General features: G+C 62.7%; 16 protein-coding genes and 1 pseudogene. 14 read left to right on the plus strand and 3 right to left on the minus strand.

Annotated elements, in window-relative coordinates:
* The first annotated feature begins 2 nt into the window (after positions 1 to 2).
* The 12 genes and pseudogenes from PLU72_00535 (at position 3) to PLU72_00590 (ending at position 9,699) form a co-directional block, all read left to right on the plus strand.
* Positions 3 to 1,103 carry a branched-chain amino acid aminotransferase gene (locus PLU72_00535; protein ID HOT26641.1) on the plus strand — a complete coding sequence of 367 codons (1,101 nt, stop codon included), beginning with the start codon at positions 3 to 5 and terminating at the stop codon, positions 1,101 to 1,103.
* Between the two features lie 19 nt (positions 1,104 to 1,122).
* Positions 1,123 to 1,947: a 3'(2'),5'-bisphosphate nucleotidase CysQ gene (locus tag PLU72_00540; GenBank protein HOT26642.1), complete on the plus strand. Its 825-nt coding sequence runs from the start codon at positions 1,123 to 1,125 to the stop codon at positions 1,945 to 1,947.
* A gap of 229 nt (positions 1,948 to 2,176) precedes the next feature.
* On the plus strand, positions 2,177 to 2,389 hold the full coding sequence (locus PLU72_00545) for a hypothetical protein (GenBank protein ID HOT26643.1): 213 nt from the start codon (positions 2,177 to 2,179) through the stop codon (positions 2,387 to 2,389).
* Positions 2,390 to 2,583: 194 nt separating this feature from the next.
* Entirely contained in the window at positions 2,584 to 2,895 is a 312-nt protein-coding gene (locus PLU72_00550; protein ID HOT26644.1) for a hypothetical protein, read from the plus strand.
* A gap of 164 nt (positions 2,896 to 3,059) precedes the next feature.
* Positions 3,060 to 4,829 carry a hypothetical protein gene (locus PLU72_00555; protein ID HOT26645.1) on the plus strand — a complete coding sequence of 590 codons (1,770 nt, stop codon included), beginning with the start codon at positions 3,060 to 3,062 and terminating at the stop codon, positions 4,827 to 4,829.
* Positions 4,830 to 4,866: 37 nt separating this feature from the next.
* Positions 4,867 to 5,469 (plus strand): annotated as a pseudogene (locus PLU72_00560) (transglycosylase SLT domain-containing protein).
* Positions 5,470 to 5,610: 141 nt separating this feature from the next.
* On the plus strand, positions 5,611 to 5,934 hold the full coding sequence (locus PLU72_00565) for a tetratricopeptide repeat protein (GenBank protein ID HOT26646.1): 324 nt from the start codon (positions 5,611 to 5,613) through the stop codon (positions 5,932 to 5,934).
* Positions 5,935 to 5,948: 14 nt separating this feature from the next.
* Complete coding sequence (locus PLU72_00570) at positions 5,949 to 6,320, plus strand: hypothetical protein (GenBank protein HOT26647.1); 372 nt, start codon at positions 5,949 to 5,951, stop codon at positions 6,318 to 6,320.
* Positions 6,321 to 6,341: 21 nt separating this feature from the next.
* A complete protein-coding gene (locus PLU72_00575; protein HOT26648.1) occupies positions 6,342 to 6,857 on the plus strand; it encodes a hypothetical protein in 516 nt (171 codons plus the stop codon).
* A 10-nt stretch (positions 6,858 to 6,867) separates the two neighbouring features.
* Positions 6,868 to 8,634 carry a hypothetical protein gene (locus tag PLU72_00580; protein ID HOT26649.1) on the plus strand — a complete coding sequence of 589 codons (1,767 nt, stop codon included), beginning with the start codon at positions 6,868 to 6,870 and terminating at the stop codon, positions 8,632 to 8,634.
* A 103-nt stretch (positions 8,635 to 8,737) separates the two neighbouring features.
* Positions 8,738 to 9,442, plus strand: coding sequence for a YggS family pyridoxal phosphate-dependent enzyme (locus PLU72_00585; protein ID HOT26650.1), 705 nt, complete (start codon positions 8,738 to 8,740; stop codon positions 9,440 to 9,442).
* Between the two features lie 5 nt (positions 9,443 to 9,447).
* Positions 9,448 to 9,699, plus strand: a complete 252-nt coding sequence (locus PLU72_00590; protein ID HOT26651.1) for a YggT family protein — start codon at positions 9,448 to 9,450, stop codon at positions 9,697 to 9,699.
* A gap of 1 nt (position 9,700) precedes the next feature.
* Here PLU72_00590 and PLU72_00595 read toward each other — a convergent pair whose 3' ends face one another.
* The 3 genes from PLU72_00595 to PLU72_00605 all read right to left on the minus strand — a co-directional run bounded on the left by PLU72_00595 (position 9,701) and on the right by PLU72_00605 (position 12,901).
* Positions 9,701 to 11,056 carry a tetratricopeptide repeat protein gene (locus PLU72_00595; GenBank protein HOT26652.1) on the minus strand — a complete coding sequence of 452 codons (1,356 nt, stop codon included), beginning with the start codon at positions 11,054 to 11,056 and terminating at the stop codon, positions 9,701 to 9,703.
* On the minus strand, positions 11,053 to 11,385 hold the full coding sequence (locus PLU72_00600; protein HOT26653.1) for a hypothetical protein: 333 nt from the start codon (positions 11,383 to 11,385) through the stop codon (positions 11,053 to 11,055). The genes PLU72_00595 and PLU72_00600 overlap by 4 nt, the downstream gene beginning before the upstream one ends.
* Positions 11,386 to 11,485: 100 nt before the next feature.
* Positions 11,486 to 12,901 carry a phosphoglucomutase/phosphomannomutase family protein gene (locus PLU72_00605; protein ID HOT26654.1) on the minus strand — a complete coding sequence of 472 codons (1,416 nt, stop codon included), beginning with the start codon at positions 12,899 to 12,901 and terminating at the stop codon, positions 11,486 to 11,488.
* A 191-nt stretch (positions 12,902 to 13,092) separates the two neighbouring features.
* Between PLU72_00605 and PLU72_00610 the strand changes: the two genes are divergently transcribed.
* Complete coding sequence (locus PLU72_00610; GenBank protein ID HOT26655.1) at positions 13,093 to 13,947, plus strand: ankyrin repeat domain-containing protein; 855 nt, start codon at positions 13,093 to 13,095, stop codon at positions 13,945 to 13,947.
* Between the two features lie 9 nt (positions 13,948 to 13,956).
* Positions 13,957 to 15,000 (plus strand): amidohydrolase family protein, encoded by a 1,044-nt coding sequence (locus PLU72_00615; protein ID HOT26656.1) that lies wholly within the window; start codon positions 13,957 to 13,959, stop codon positions 14,998 to 15,000.
* Position 15,001: the final 1 nt, after the last annotated feature.

A 15,001-nucleotide genomic window follows, 5' to 3' on the forward strand; every position in this document is an offset into this window, starting at 1 on the left:
GGATGAAGATCACGGTTCATCCCGTTAAGGACAGCGAGCGCAAACCTCACATCACCGATAACAAGCAACTCGGCTTCTGCAAGTATTTCACGGACCTGATGTTCGTGATGCAGTATTCCGAAGTCGACGGCTGGCACAATGCGGAAATCAAGAAGCTCCAGCCGTTCCAGCTCGAGCCATCGACCCTCGTTCTGCATTACGCGCAGGAGATTTTCGAGGGGCTGAAGGCGTATCGCACGAAAGACGATCACATTCAGCTGTTCCGACCCGATATGAACGCCAAGCGGTTCAACCGTTCGGCCGCCCGGCTCTGCATGCCGTCGGTTCCGGAAAACGACTTCATCGCGAGCATCGAAGCCCTGATCCGGCTCGAGCATGGGTGGGTGCCGCGCGGCCGCGGGGCCGCCCTGTACATCCGTCCGTTCATGTTCTCGACCGATACCACGCTGGGCGTACGCGCCTCGTCGAACTACATCTACAGCGTCATCCTGAGCCCCGTCGGCCCCTATTACCAGGAAGGCTTCAACCCGGTCAGTCTCTACGTCATCGACGACCTGGTGCGCGCCGCAAAGGGCGGCCTCGGCGAGGCGAAGACCGGCGCGAACTACGCCGCAAGCCTGCTTGCCGGCCGCGTCGCCCGCGAGAAGGGCTGCGCGCAGGTGCTCTGGCTCGATGCCGCCGAGCACCGCTTCATCGAGGAAGTCGGTGCGATGAACATCTTCTTCGTCCTCGACGGCAAGCTCGTGACGCCGAGACTCAACGGCAGCATTCTTCCCGGCGTCACCCGCGACAGCGTTCTGCAGCTCGCGGGGCAGTTGGGGCTCAAGACCGAGGAGCGGGCGATCTCGATCGACGAGGTCATCGGCGGCATCACGACCGGCTCGATTACCGAAATCTTCGGAAGCGGAACGGCGGCCAGCATTTCGCCGGTCGGCAGCCTGAAGTATCGCGACCGCGACTACGTTGTCGCGAATCGCAAGGTCGGCCCGATCAGCCAGAAACTCTATGACACCCTGATGGGCGTTCAGTACGGCGACATTTCCGATCCCTTCAACTGGGTCCACCCCGTCGAACTGCCTCAGGAGAAGGCCGCGGCCGTCTGAGCTTCCGCGCCGATACGGCATGATTCCTCTGCGCCATCCCGACGCCGCCTTCCTGCTGGAAACGGCGGAGTCGGCTGCGCGCGAGATCATGCGCATCTACGCCGGCGAGTTCGCGGTCGACATGAAGGCCGGCGTCGAGCCGGTGACGCAGGCCGACCGGAACGCCGACGCGCTCATCGTCGCAGCCTTGAAGGCGCGTTTCCCGGAAGATGCGGTGCTGAGCGAGGAAAACGGCCTCCAGGCTTCCGGTCGCGCCGGGCGCCGCGTCTGGTTCATCGATCCGGTTGACGGAACGAAGGAGTTCGTCAAACGGAACGGCGAATTCTCGGTCCAGATCGGCATGTCCGTCGATGGCGTGCTCGACCTTGGCATCGTGCTTCAGCCGGCGACGGGCGACACGTGGCTCGCCGCGCGGGGCGAAGGGTGTCATCACCGCGCCCCGGGCGGCGCCTGGTCGCGGGTCGTGCTTCCGCCGCGCGGAGACGGGCCGCTCGTGCTGGCGATCAGCCGATCCCACCCGAGCATGCTTGCGGTGAAGGCCAGCCGTGACCTCGGTTGCGAACGGCAGCTGGAACGCGGCGGCGTCGGCCTCAAGCTGATGGCCATCGCTTCGGGCGCGGCGCATTACTACCTGAACGATTCGAACTCCACAAAGGCCTGGGATATCGCCGCCCCGGAAATCCTGTTCACCGAAGCCGGCGGGATCGTCACGGATTTGCGCGGCGAACCGTTCAGATACGACGTGATCGACTACCGGCACCGGCACGGACTTCTGGCCTCCTGCGACCGCGACCTGCACGACCGCCTCCTCGCCTTCGTCCGCCGGGAGCGGTATCGGGGCTGAACCGCGGGTTCACCAAAACCGCTTCGCCACGGCGCCCCAGGAACACAGAGAACGTTTCGCCACGCGGACTCGAAGACACGACGCCCCCTCGCGAAATTCTCGTATCGATGTTCCGCATATCCGGGTTTTTGAAATTCGCGGGCATGGGTTGTCAAATCATGTGAAAATTCTGGCGTTTCGAGCCGATATACCCTCTGCCGTTCGTTCAACCACATCTCTGGGGGTACACATGATCGATCTCAAGGAATACCTGGCTCTTCGCCGGCAGATGTCCGACTCGGAAGAAGAGGTCACACCTCCCGGCAGAGTCGTTCCGAGCCGGAACCAGCTCCTCGCCCAGTCGCGCGGGAGCATCCGGCAGCACCTTCAGCAACAGCTGGTTGCGGCCCTGGAGAAGTTTTACAGCGAAACGACACCTTCCGATCCCGATCAGATCGTGTAATCAGTGAGTCCAGAAAAAAATATCACGGGGCACGAAAAAAAAGTGCGGTTTGGCCTGACGACAACGCCGGATGGATGTGATCGACCGCTACATCCGCATGAGTCCAGAAAAAAATACATGAGTCCGGATTTGCGGAGTCGGAGGCCCGGTCCTATAATAGCCGAACTTTCCACAGCCACCCCCCAAGAGAGGTCATGATGAGCCTTCCGTTGCCAGCCGCAGAACCCGTCGCAGTCGTCGCTCCGGTCGTCGCCCCCGTCGAAAAGATCGTCGAAAAGCCTCATCTCACGCTCGTTCCTCCGCCCGTGCAGGCAAAAGACAGCGGCGTCGCCGAGCCGGCGATTGACAAAGACTCTCTTCTCCGGGTCTATAAGTCACAGACGCGCGAATGCTGGCTCTGCGCAAAAATTGCAGGCGCTATTGAATCCGGAAAGGATGCGTCCGAAGACGACATGTGGCACTTTACGACCTGCGTTCTGAGCTGGGCGAACCTGCCGACCCCCTGATATAGCGACAAGAATACAGAAACACCGCGTCGGCGCATCGGTCCGTCGCGGTGTTTTCTTTGGCGCTCGTGTATACTGACCGAATGATTCCTTCAACCCCCGGCGCATCTGAGCGCGCCGTCGATACCCGCTTTTGCTTCCCGTGGCTTTTTCTGGCAGCCGGGATGGTACTCGGATTCGCCGCGTTCCTGCTGCAGCCGTTCTGCGTTTCGCTCGATGCTCCCCACCATCTGCGAATGGCCGGAGATTTCTTCCTCGCGTTCATGGATTCCCCCGGGTATCCCGACTGGGACGCGCTGGCATACGGCGGCCGGGGTTCGATGGCTTTCCGGTGCATCGCACCGCTCACCTATCTCGTATCGGGCGCATGGCAGTTGCTCGGAGCACGTGTCGAAGTCGCCGTGAAGCTGACCGTGGTGTCATTCGCCCTTCTCGGGGCTTGGGGCATCCGTCGCTGGATGTGCGCCCTCGGTCTCGAACGTGCGGCGGGGTGGGGAATCCTGGTCTGGCTGGCCGGTGCTCCGATCGCGCTGCATGCCGATTTCTTCTTTTTCTTTCAGAATCTCTGCGCGATGCTGGCCTTCCCGCTGATTCTCGCGGGGTGGTCCGAGTCGAGGGCCGTTTCAGGCGCGATCCCCCGGTATCCTTTCGCCCTGACGCTGGGCTTTGGCCTCATTTGCTGGACGCACCTGCAATCGGCCATGATGATCGCCTACGTCTGCGCATTTCTCGCCGTATACGAGGCCGTCGCAACCCGGTCTTCGCTCCCCTTCCGACGTCTGCTGGTGATGATCGTCGCGGGAGCATGCCTGGCGGCTCCCCATATTCTCCCGTTCGTCGCGACGATCGGCGACATTCATCTGAACCGGGTGATGGCGGGCATGAAGGTCGGGGTGGACACGCGGTTCGTCGACGACGCCTTCGCGACCCATGAGGGAAGGGCCGTTTCCGCGGCCTCGGCTGCATCCGACATCGCCGGTATTCTGGCCTGGAAGATACGCGCCGCATGCGGATGTACCGGTGCCCTCGAAAAACCCGGACAAATCAGGCCAAACGAGATGCTTCCCTGGGAAATACTTCAGCCGATCGTTCTGGCGACGTTCGGGACCGTCTCCCTGTCTGCGCTGGCGTCCTTTACGATGGGTGCCGGCGGTGCACCGTTTCCGTTTCTCGCGGCAGGGATCGTCCTGCTTCTCCTCACGCTCAGGGTTTCGTCCCCTCTCTGGGCTGTGTGTCCCGGGTGGTATTCTCTCCAATTCCCGTTCAGATGGCTTCTCCCCGCTCACGTCCTTATCGTCCCGGCCGTTGCGCGGCTTTTTTCGCAGGAGGTTTCCCCGGACAGCGACTCGTCCGGCGACAGACCCGCCCCGTTCGGAAGGCTTCGCCCGGTCGGAATCGCCGCGTTCGCCGGTATGGTCTGCACGACACTGGTGTTCCACCTGCTCACGGCGAGTTTCGACGACGACGGCTTCAGAATGCTTCGCGAAGGGTATGGCGTTTCGCAGGAGTTCGCTCCGGCAGTTTGCGAGCTTCCCGGCAGGCTCTCCGGAAAGGCCGGGGAGCCGCATCTCCCGCGTCTCGCAACGGGGGCCGGGACGATCGAAGCGTTCGAGGCCGGTTTTTCATGGGCCCGGTATACCGTTTCCGTCACGGCGTCTGAAGGGGCGCGTCTCGCCATCGGGACGCATTTCGACCGCGCGTGGCGACTCGAATCCTCCGCCGGCTCCGTTTCCCTCGAGCCGGAGCGGCCGTGCGGCACGATGAACGCCTGGCTTCCCGCCGGAACTCACGAATACAGGCTCGAAAGAGCCGCGCCGCCCTTCCGGAACCTCGGATGGCTGTTGGCGATTGGCGGATGTTTCTTTGCCTGGGCCGGAAGAAAAAACGCGTTCCGGCTAAAGGAACCATCGCCTGACGTCGATACAGGAAGATGACCCTGGCAGCCCTATATTCCCCCGAGGAGGAGCCCGCGTGGGACGCAAACCGGTCCTGATTGCCGCGCTTTTGAGCCTTTTCGCCGCCTCCGGCGCATCGGCAGCCATTTATTCCTATCGCGACGACAAGGGGCGGCTGTTCCTCACGGACAATCCGCCCAACAACAGCTACAAGATCGTCGTGACGACGCAGAAGGACCGTGCCGCGCCCGATCTGCCCGGGACCGTCGCTTCGGTCCAGGCAATGGCGGCGATGGCGCCCCAGAAGATCATGCTGCCGAACGACGAGTCGTTCAGCGAGATCATCAATGAAGCCGCCCGCCGATACGGGGTTGATCCGTATCTCGTCAAGGCGGTCATCAAGGTCGAATCGGATTTCGATCCCAGCGCGATGTCTTCGAAAGGGGCCGGCGGCCTGATGCAGCTGATTCCCTCGACGGCCCGCCTGGTCGGTTGCCGGGATGCGTACAACCCGCGCGACAACATCATGGGCGGCACGCGGTACCTGCGCATGATGCTCGACAGGTTCAACGGCGTTCTCGACTACGCGCTCGCCGGGTATAACGCAGGTCCGGGGCGCGTCGAGCAGTATAACGGGGTTCCGCCCTTCCGCGAGACGCGCAACTACGTGACGAAGGTGAATCACTACTATCGCCAGTTCCGCGCCGGTCTGCCCATCGCGGCCAAAAGCCAGACGCGGGTCGCCCGGGCGATTCCGGCGCCCCATTCCGCGCTCAATCAGAAGCTCAACGCCGCCTACGGCATCTTCCGCCAGGGCGATGTGAACGGCGCGATCCGGGCCTATCAGGATATTCTGAACGTCTACCCCCGCAACACGCAGGCCCTCTACAACCTCGCCTGTCTGCTCGACATGGAGCGCCGATATGACGAGGCCATCGACGCTTACCAGGCCGCCCTGCGCGACGATCCCTTCCTCGACAAGGCCATCTACAATCTTGCGATCATCTACGAGCGCCTGGGTCAGCATCAGGACGCCATCGCCTCCTGGCATAAGTTCATGCAGGCGACGAAGGACGAAGAGAAGATCGCCATGGCTGAACGGTACGTGAGGGAACTCGAAGAATTCGCCGCGCTGAATCAGTGACGGGAGGGCAGGGCATGGGCGGTCGGAGCACAATCGAGTGGCTGCTGATCATCGGTATCGCCACCAGCTTCCTCTGGCCGTTCATGCAGCTCTGGAGCGTTCAGGCCGTCCCGCTCATCGAGACCGAGACGCAGCAAAAAGCCGCCGCGGTGCTGGTGAACATGATGGAAGAGGCGGTGTCGAAGCCGCAGCGCGACTACTTCCCGACGACCTCTTTCGAGCCGGTGCCGGGAATGGAGTCGATCGGCCTCGAAGGCAAGACCGAGATCATGCCCCATCCGGATTTCGCGGAGATGACTCTCGTCCGCGTACAGGTGCGGTGGGGCGTCGTGCTGTTCAGGAAAACGCTGACGCTGGAAACGGCGCTGGCACGCGTGCGGCCGTAACGGAGCCGGGAGAAACGGGACATGAAGCGCACCGGATGGTATTCTCGGGAGCTCCTGTTATTCCTGATGTTTCTGGCGATTGCCGGCGGCGCGTCGGTCTTTTTCTTTTTTCTCTCGTCGCGGGACGTGAAAACGGCCCAGGACAGCTACGTCTGGTCGCTCGAGGTGAACTCGACGCTCGATCGGCTTTCAGAGGAACTTGCGTATGCAGCCCGCATCGAGCATCCCTTCGATGGCGAGTCGCAGGAGTGCTGGTTCAGACGGCCCTCTCCGGGAAATATGCTCGAGGCGTCGTTCGTCCAGCACGGGCTCGTTTTCAGCGAAGGCCAGTTGGAATACGTCAACCGAACGGCTTCCGAAACGACGAAACTGCGGGCGTTCCAGGGAATCGAGAATCCCCTTCTGAAGAACGTGAGAAAGGGAAGTTTCGAGCGGCGTTCGTCGAACCTGCTCGCGATCACGGTCACCCTGCAGCCGCCCGGACAGTCCGACGAGCAGCAGACGTTCGAGCGGCGCATCTTCCTGAGGGGACGGTGAGGTTGACGCAATGAGTCTGAAACGATCGGCCGAACGCCTTGCCACGTATCCCGTCCTGATCATGACGGGGTTCACGGGCCTCCTGTTCGTCATCCTGGCGGCCAGGGTGTATCTCGCCGACCGCGATCTGGCGATGGACCGGGTGAGGGAACAGCAGGCGCTGCTCGCGGCCGAGTCCGGCGTGAACTTCGCCCTTTCCCGCATGAGGCACGCCCTCGTCCAGCCGGATCCCCCCATCCATGCCGAAACTGCCGTGCCGCAGGCGTTCGAGGCCGCCATTCAGCTCGGGCGATGGCGCCGGATCGGCGGCCAGACGGAAGCGTGGTTCAGGGTCACAGAGATCCGCCGCATCCAGGTTCCCGACCGCAGGGAGACGCCGCTGCTCGACGAGGGAGCCCAGTTCCGCATCATTTCGGAGGGACGCTGCGGACGCCATCTCGCCCGTTCCACAGGAATCATCCTTCTGACGGACCTCGTGCGGCGGTTTGGGGTGGTCAATAGTTTGAATATGTATTACTATGGAACTCCCCTGCAGCCGTGGATTCGGAACGCCGGAGGTCTCGACCCCCTGATGGCGGCGAACCCCGAGCTGTTCCGGCGCGATCTCGTGTCGCCGCGCGGCCTGATCTTCGACGCTCGCCTGATCTCGCGGGTGTTCCAGCCTGCCGAAGCCGACTCGTTTGCCCTACCGACCGGCACGGCGGCCGTCGGCGGCTCCTACGGTCGGTTCTACTTCAGGGAGGGCGAGTCGCCCTGTCTTGGACCCCTCTACTGCCAGACTTCCGTCGTCGTCGATTCGCACCGGTTTTTCGGTCCCGTGCAGACGGCCGGCTGGTTCTTCCGGCGCGGCTCGGCGAAACCCGTGATCGACGACGGCCAGATGGTGGTGGCCCTGACGTCCAGCCGTCGAATCCAGCTTGCGACGGACAACCTGGAAGGAGAAATGCCGGCGGGCGTCTGCGTCGATCAGGATTCGCAGCCCAACTCCTCGTTCATCGCCCCCTGGCGGCCGGATTTTGCGGCGCTGCGCGCCGCCGCCAAGCGAATGGGTATCTATATCGATGCCGATGGAAAGGGATACAACCGGGGTGAGGCGACCGACGTCGATTACCATCCCGGGGAGCATCACGTGTTTTCCGAGACTTACATCGACGCCACGTCGGTCGGTCTCGAACAGGACGAAGCCAACGAAGGATACGTGGTCCTCTCGACGGCGATGCGATACGGAGAACGCAACAACCTCGACGCCGCGGCGCTCCGCGGGGCGCGCCTGGTGTTTTCGGAGCGTTCCGTCTTTCTTCGCGGGGAGATCGGGGACGACGTGATGATCGTCACCCCGAAGAACATCTACCTGACCGGGTCGACAAACGATGAGGGGCATTACAACCTGTTCCTCGTCGCCGGCCGCGGCATCGGCCTTTCGCTTGCCGATCTCGAATCATACGTGGCGGAAAAGCAGCCTTCGCAGAGTTTCGTCTCTGCCGCCCTCAAATGGCGAATCCGCGCGATCATGTACAAGCCCGGCGCCGGCTGGTATGGCTCCTGGTCGTTGAAACCCGCGGACGGCAGGGACGTCAGACCGGCCGGAATCCTCGGCGCAAGGAATATAACTATTGATATTGAAGGCGCCTGCATCGAGGGAAACCTCAGACGCTGGATCGACCACGCGGCGCCGCAGGGAGTGAAGGTTCACTGGAACCCCGGCCTGGCGGACCGGCTTCCCATGCAGCCGCTGACGGCGAACCTGCTGAAATTGAGAACGATCCATCTGAATTGACGAGACCTGCGCGAAAACGGGTCTTGGCATTCCGCGCATCTTGGGGTAACATGCGGCCTGTTCCCATTCGGAGCGCAACACGCGGCGAAGGACGATTCACACCATGGATCTGGCGACAAATCTCGAACGTATCCGTTCCCGGATCAAATCCGCGGCGGAAGCCTGCGGGCGGCGTCCGGAGGATATCAGGCTCATCGCCGTCACCAAAAGCGTCGGCGTCGATACCATCAGCCTGTTGCTCCAGGCCGGGCAGCGCCTGATGGCGGAAAGCCGGCCGCAGGCCCTGCGCGACCGGGCCAACCTCCTGGCCGGGAAGCAGATCGGATGGCATTTCATCGGCCCGCTCCAGACGAACAAGGTGAAATACGTCTACCCGATCGCCGAGATGGTTCACTCGATCGACCGTGAAGAGTTGATCGACGAGTTCGGGCGGTGGGCGCAGAAGACGGGGCGCAAGACCCCATTCCTGCTCGAAGTGCATATTTCGCCCGAGCCGACGAAGCAGGGGATCGACCCGAAACATCTGCTGAAGCTGATCGAACGCGTTCGCAACAGGCCCGACCTCGACATCCGCGGCCTGATGGGCATGGCGCCCTACGTCGACGATCCCGACGTCATCCGCGCCTCGTTCCGGCAACTCGCCGGCCTGCTCGCAGAAAGCCGGTCCCTCGAGGGCCCGGCCTACAAAGCCTGCGAACTGTCCATGGGCATGTCCGACGATTTCGCCATCGCCATCGAGGAAGGGGCGACCATGGTCCGCATTGGAACCGCGCTTTTCGACGACGCCGATGCCGGGGAAGGGGCCTGACGGCGATGATCATCCCGCTCGTTCTGTGGGTGCTGCGGCTGATGCAGCTCGCGATTTTTCTGCGCGTGATGCTGACCTGGGTCGCTCCCGATCCGTCGGCAATGCGGAGCCTGCGATGGTTTACCGATCCGATGGATCGCCTGCTGAAGCCGTTTTCCGTGGCGATCCCGATGGGACCGGCCTACCTCGACCTCGGGCCGATGCTGGCCCTGTTCCTCATCGAGGGCATTTCGCGAGTTCTCATCCAGCTCGCCTGACTCACTCGAGCGACTGGCGCACCATGTCCTCCAGGGCGGTCGGCGTGAGGCTGAAAGTCATGTTGAGCGCCTCGTCGAAGGGCCGTTTGCGACCGAGATGGCCGAGCAGCTCCCGGACGGCGGCGATTCCCCTGTCGTCGATCAGCTGCGCGACCGTGACAAGCGACTGAGCATACAGGCGCTCCGCCTGATTGCGTGATGTGTTGCGGGCGAAAGAGCCGTCCAGCCTCTTCAGTGGCATCAGAACGGCGGTCTCATCGGAACTGAGAATCTGACGGGCACGATTCGGGTCCAACCCTTCTAGAAGCTGGGCCAGTCCTTCGTTCAGCCAGGTCGGGCAGGCCCCGTCGGTCAGCAGGAAAATCAGATGGTGGCAGTATTCGTGGAAGACGGCGCCGGCGAGTTGATCGGGACTGTTCGTCCCCGGAGGGACCGGCAGGCGGATCTTCCCGTCATAGACGCCGCCCGCCCAGTCCGGAAGGTCGTTGACTCGCCTGAAATCGGCCGGTGAGTAGACGATGACCTGCGCGCGCTGGGCAGGAAAATGACCCAGAAAATCTCCCACCTTCTGGTATGCCGTCTCGAACAGATCGAGCAGATCGCGGGCCCATTCCCTCGGAAACACTCCCTCGAACGTGAGGTTGAAATGCACGCTGTTGTCCTGCTCGAACGTCGATTCGACCTTTTCCTCGCGCTCGATGCGGGCGAGCAGGTTTTTTGACTCGGCATGCCGCGGCTCCACCTCGAGGGCCCGGGTCAGGTAATACCGGGATTCGGGGAAATTGCCCTGGCGATACTGCAGGCGGCCGAGCTGGTAGAGCGCCCGGACGTTGTCGGGCGACGTCGACACAAGGTCTTCGAGCAGATGCTGGGCCGAGTCGTCGTCTTCCATCTTCTGGAAAGCCGTCGAGATGCGCAGGATCGTGTCGGCATCGCGTGGCCGGAGCGTCAGGATGCCCCGGGCTTCCGCCGCGGCCCCTTCCGTATCGCGCATCGTGATGCGTGCCGAGAGGAGGTTGAACCGGATTTGCAGGTCTTCGGGTTTCTGGGCTTTCGAGGCCTCGAAATGCTTTATTGCTTCGGCGTATTTGTGCTCCTTCACCAGCAGCACGCCGAGGTTGTTGTGCGCGCAGGCGAGGTTTGCGAGCGCGGTTTCATCGAAGGGATTCACCCGGCACGCCTCTTCGAACGAGGCCAGCGCAGCTTCGAGATTACCGCGCCGCGCCTGGCTGACGCCCTTGCGATTTTCGAGGCGCGCGTCATCCTCCGGTGCCGCCTGCGCGGCCGGAGACGTTGCGGCGAGCTGGGTCAGCAGGACGAGAGCGACTGCGCACGCGATGCGCCCGGCATGTTTCATATTTTGATGTCGATCTTCATGCCCCGGATTCCGTCCGGGATCTGCTCTGGCTGTTTTTCCGCCTCTTCGGCGGGCTTTTCGTCCTTGTGGCGGGGATCTGTGTCGGGCTGGCTCTTTTCGCGCTCGGCGCCCTCCTCCTCCTTGCGGATGGCACGATGGTCGGCAGCCTGGGTGTTCTGGACGGTTTCCAGCTTTTCCTGATCCTTTTCCTGGTGCTGCGCGACCTGCGTGGCCAGGCCGGATTCCTGGGCTTTCTGTCCCTCTCGGATCCGGCTGACGTCGTTGTTCGCCATCAGATTGGTTTTGATATCGATCGGTGTTATCGGCATACTATAAATATCTTTACTTGTACTATCGGCGTCAAATCGGCAAAAGCAAAGGGGCACGGCCCGTTCGGCCGTGCCCCGTGCGTGGTCGGAAAACGGTGTCTCAGCCGCGCAGCAGCTTTTCCCCGTAGCTGCAGAGCCTGTCGAGCGTCTCGGCGTCGCGGGCTTCCGCGTAGTATCTGACGACCGGCTCGGTGCCGGAGAACCGCATCAACACCCAGCTATCGTTTTCGAGCAGGAACTTGGTGCCGTCGATTTTCACGGTTTTCACGACCTTCAAGCCGGCGATCTCGGCCGGCGAAGTCTTCAGGTTTTCGACCGCGCGCTCTTTTTCGGCGGTCGTCAGCTTGACATTGATGCGTCGGGTCAGATACGTACCGACCTTGGTGTACAGCTCGTCGAGGATCTTGTGGATGGGCTTGCCGCGCACGGCGACCATCTCGGCCACGAGCAGGCAGGCGATGATGCCGTCCTTTTCGGGAACGTGGCCCCGGATCGTCAGGCCGGCCGACTCCTCGCCGCCCATGATGATCTTATCCTTGCTGATCAGGTCACCGATGAACTTGAACCCTACCGGCGTTTCGAACACCTCGAGCTTGTGATGCCGCGCCACGGCATCGACGAGGTGGGTCGTGGCGACCGAGCGGGCAACGCCGCCGGGCCACTTCCGCGTCGTCTTGAGGTGATCGAGCAACATGCCGAGAACCTGGTTCGGCTCGTAGAACCGCGCATCGGGGCCGAGAATGCCGAACCTGTCGGCATCTCCGTCGGTCGCGAGGCCGAGATCGAACTTCCCCGTTCGCATCATCGCGATCATGTCGGGAATATGGCTTTCCGACGGCTCGGGCGGCTGGCCGCCAAAATACGGGTCGAGCCGGTCGTTCATGACCGTTACCTCGCAGCCGGCTTCGCGCAGGAGTGCGTCGAGATACCCGCGGGCGGTTCCGTACAGGGGGTTCACCAGCACTTTCAACTTCGCTTTTTTGATGGCTGCCAGATCGACCTTCTTGCGGAGATCGGCGAGATAGGTTTCCATCGGGTCGATCTTCTCGATCAGCCCTTTCTGAAGCGCCGTCGCCAGGTCGAGGTCATGCACCGGGCCGCTTTTCATCAGGGCGTTGGCCCGCTTCTCGATGTCGCCGGTCGTCTCGGGCAGCGCCGGGCCGCCCCAGTCGGGGGAAAACTTGAGGCCCTGGTATTCAGGCGGATTGTGGCTGGCCGTGAAATTGACGCCGCCGGCGGCCTTGCGGCGCAGCAGTTCAAAGCTGATCACCGGCGTCGGCGTGTCGCGAACGCAGAGGAATGCCTTGATGCCGTTTGCCGCCAGCACCCGGGCTGCCGTTTCCATGAACTTCTGCGAAAGGAACCGTGTGTCGCTGCCGATCACGACGCCGCCGGTCTTGCCGTTGGCCTTGAGATGGTCGGCGATCGCCTGCGTGCAGACCCGGACGTTCTCGAACGTGAAGCCGTCGGCGATGACGTCGCGCCAGCCGGAAGTGCCGAATTTGATTTCCATGATTCCCTCCCTCGATGGTTCTTCGCCCGGCCCGACAGGGCCGACCGCTCATTCTGGGTAAAGTTTACTCCTGCCGCGCCCTCCCCGCAACCGGTAGCGATGCCCCCGGAAAACGGCGCGGATGGCGCGCCTGTTGCGGGTGTGATACAGTGTTCGCACGTTGAATCCAACCTGCCCGATAAGGATGAATCGAGATGCGCGCCAGCCTGCTGCGGAACCTTGCCGTCGTCTGTGGAGTTCTCGCCGGATCGGCCCTCGGGGCCGCCGAGATCCATGAGGCCGCCGCCACCGGGAACACGGCCTCCGTCGCCGCCCTGCTTGCGAGCGACAGCCGCCTGGTGAGGGCGAAAACTGCGACGCTCCTGACACCGCTGCATTACGCCGCCGTTCGCGGCCATGCGGAGGTGGCACGGCAGCTCATCGGTGCCGGCGCAGACCCCGATGCGCGGACGGAGGACGGGAGAACACCGCTTCAGTTCGCCTTCGAGAATCCCGAGATGAGCGAGCGTGACAGGACGGCCCTCGTCGATCTTCTCGCCTCTGGTCCGGATATAATTAACTCTATAGATGGAATCGGCCTTTCTCCCCTCCATTATGCCGCGCGGTTCGGAAACGCTTCGGCGGCGTCCCTCCTGATCGCGCGCGGAGCACTCGTAGCCGCACGGGATGCGAAGGGGAACACGCCGCTCCACCTCGCCGCCGAAGCCCCGGAAACCGGGGCCGCGGAGGTCGCGCTCGTCCTGATGAATGCCGGTGCTCCGGTGAATGCGGTGAATTTCGTGAATGTCACTCCGCTGCATGCGGCGGTTCTCGCGGATAAACAGCAGGAGGAACTCGTTCGACTGCTGGTGAAATACGGGGCGAGCCTGACGGCAAAGGACAGTCTCGGCCAGACGCCGTGGCGGGCGGCCGTTTCATCGGGGAACATGGCGATGGCATCGCTTCTGAACGAACTGGGCGCTTCCGGCGAACCACAGACGGCCACCCCGTCGCTGCCGGCGAGCCCGACTCAGCATCTCGAACCCCCGGTTCAGCCCGGCGGGAAGTGACACCCCCAGATGATCATCAACTGCCACTGCCACATCTTCTCACTCGACTGCATCCCGCTCGGATTCCGGCGGAAATTCCTTCTCGACATGCAAAACGAGCGGCAGAAGCTGCTGTTCAAGCTCGTTCGCGCCGTTCTGATGCCCGGCGTGCGGCTCGAAACCTGGCTCGGATTCGCGCATCTCGACATGACCGGAATCGCGCGGCGGCTCGTTTCCGAGATGGATGAAGCCGGTGTTGAGCTCGCGACCCCGCTCATGGTCGATATGGCGTTCGACTCCGCGTATCCGGAACGGGCGGTCAAGGAATGGGGCGACCAGATCGCGGATACGCTCGCCGCCGTCGATGCGGTGAACGCCGCTTCGGGACGGCGGAGACTGATGCCGTTCATCGGCGCCGACCCGCGCCGGCCGGGCGTGACGGATCTCGTCATCGGACATCTCGAATCGAAGCGGTTCTTCGGGGTGAAGGTGTATCCCGTCATGGGCTTTTACCCCGATGATGAGGGGCTTCGCGCGATCTTTGCGTATTGTGAGAAACACCGCATTCCGGTGACGACGCACTGCGAGAATGGCGGGCTGCCCGGTCACGCCGGATACTACGACCTGGCCGCGCCGGAACACTGGGAGCCGGTCCTGGAGCGGTTCCCTGAGCTCGTGCTGAATCTCGCCCATTTTGATCGGACCGGAACGGCCTGGCAGCAGCGCATCATGCGGATGATGCCGCGGTGGCCGAACCTGTATTCGGACATCTCGTTCGACGCCGAGATGTTCTGGCAGCCGGGACGCTACTTCGCGAACATGCTCCGCGTGATGCGGACCCCCCTGATCCAGGACCGCATGCTGTACGGCACCGACTGGTACATGGGCCGGTTCCTCTGGTCCGAGAAGAGTTATATCGAATGGTATACAAAAGGCGCCCGCCGCATTTTCTGGGCGCCCGTGAAGTTCCTGAAAACGGATATCCGGCGCCTCACGGAAGACAACCCCCGACGGTTTCTCGGACTCGGGGCTATGGGCGCCGACCGATGCGCCCCGTCACGTCGCAGCATCTGAT

The organism is Candidatus Ozemobacteraceae bacterium, assembly GCA_035373905.1.
In the GTDB taxonomy this organism is placed as follows: domain Bacteria; phylum Muiribacteriota; class Ozemobacteria; order Ozemobacterales; family Ozemobacteraceae; genus MWAR01.